Below are 484 nucleotides of genomic sequence, written 5' to 3' on the forward strand. Positions count from 1 at the left end.
CACCACCGCCCGCTCCCTCTATTTTTTTTAAAAACACACACCCGGGGTTTTTTTGTTTTTTGGGGGGGGGGGGGGGGGCCCCCCCCCCGGGGGGCCCCCCCCCCCCCCACCACAACGCGAGACCTCAAACACGGTCTGAAAGGCAAACGCGGCTCTGGTCGTTGTCAGGCCGGGTGGTGGGGTAGTTCCTCGTCGGCGTGGCCGCCGGTTCCGAGGGTCCGCCGTGGGGACGGGGGCGCGGCCGGGCGTGTGCCGAGTACGCCTCGGGCTCGCAGTTCGTCGAGGTCGGACAGGCGCTCTCCTGGGAGAGTGTCGAGCAGGTCGGCCTGGGCGGCGCGGATGCTGGGCGCGGGAGCCTGGGGGCCTGTGCCAAGGGCGCGGCGAACGGTCACGCCGGCCATCGTACGGGCAGCCCCTGCTGCTGAAGGCCGTTCCATGAAGCCGGGAACAGGGACGGGCCTGCACCGAAGGTGGCGCGGGGCCT

The 484-nt window shown here is 70.9% G+C and carries 1 protein-coding gene; it reads right to left on the bottom strand.

The window, feature by feature from the left end; translation table 11 throughout:
• Window positions 1-164: 164 nt before the first annotated feature.
• Complete coding sequence (locus ACFYY7_RS43915; RefSeq protein ID WP_388671609.1) at window positions 165-392, bottom strand: hypothetical protein; 228 nt, start codon at window positions 390-392, stop codon at window positions 165-167.
• Window positions 393-484 lie beyond the last annotated feature (92 nt).

The organism is Streptomyces sp. NPDC001933, assembly GCF_042890955.1.
GTDB lineage: Bacteria > Actinomycetota > Actinomycetes > Streptomycetales > Streptomycetaceae > Streptomyces.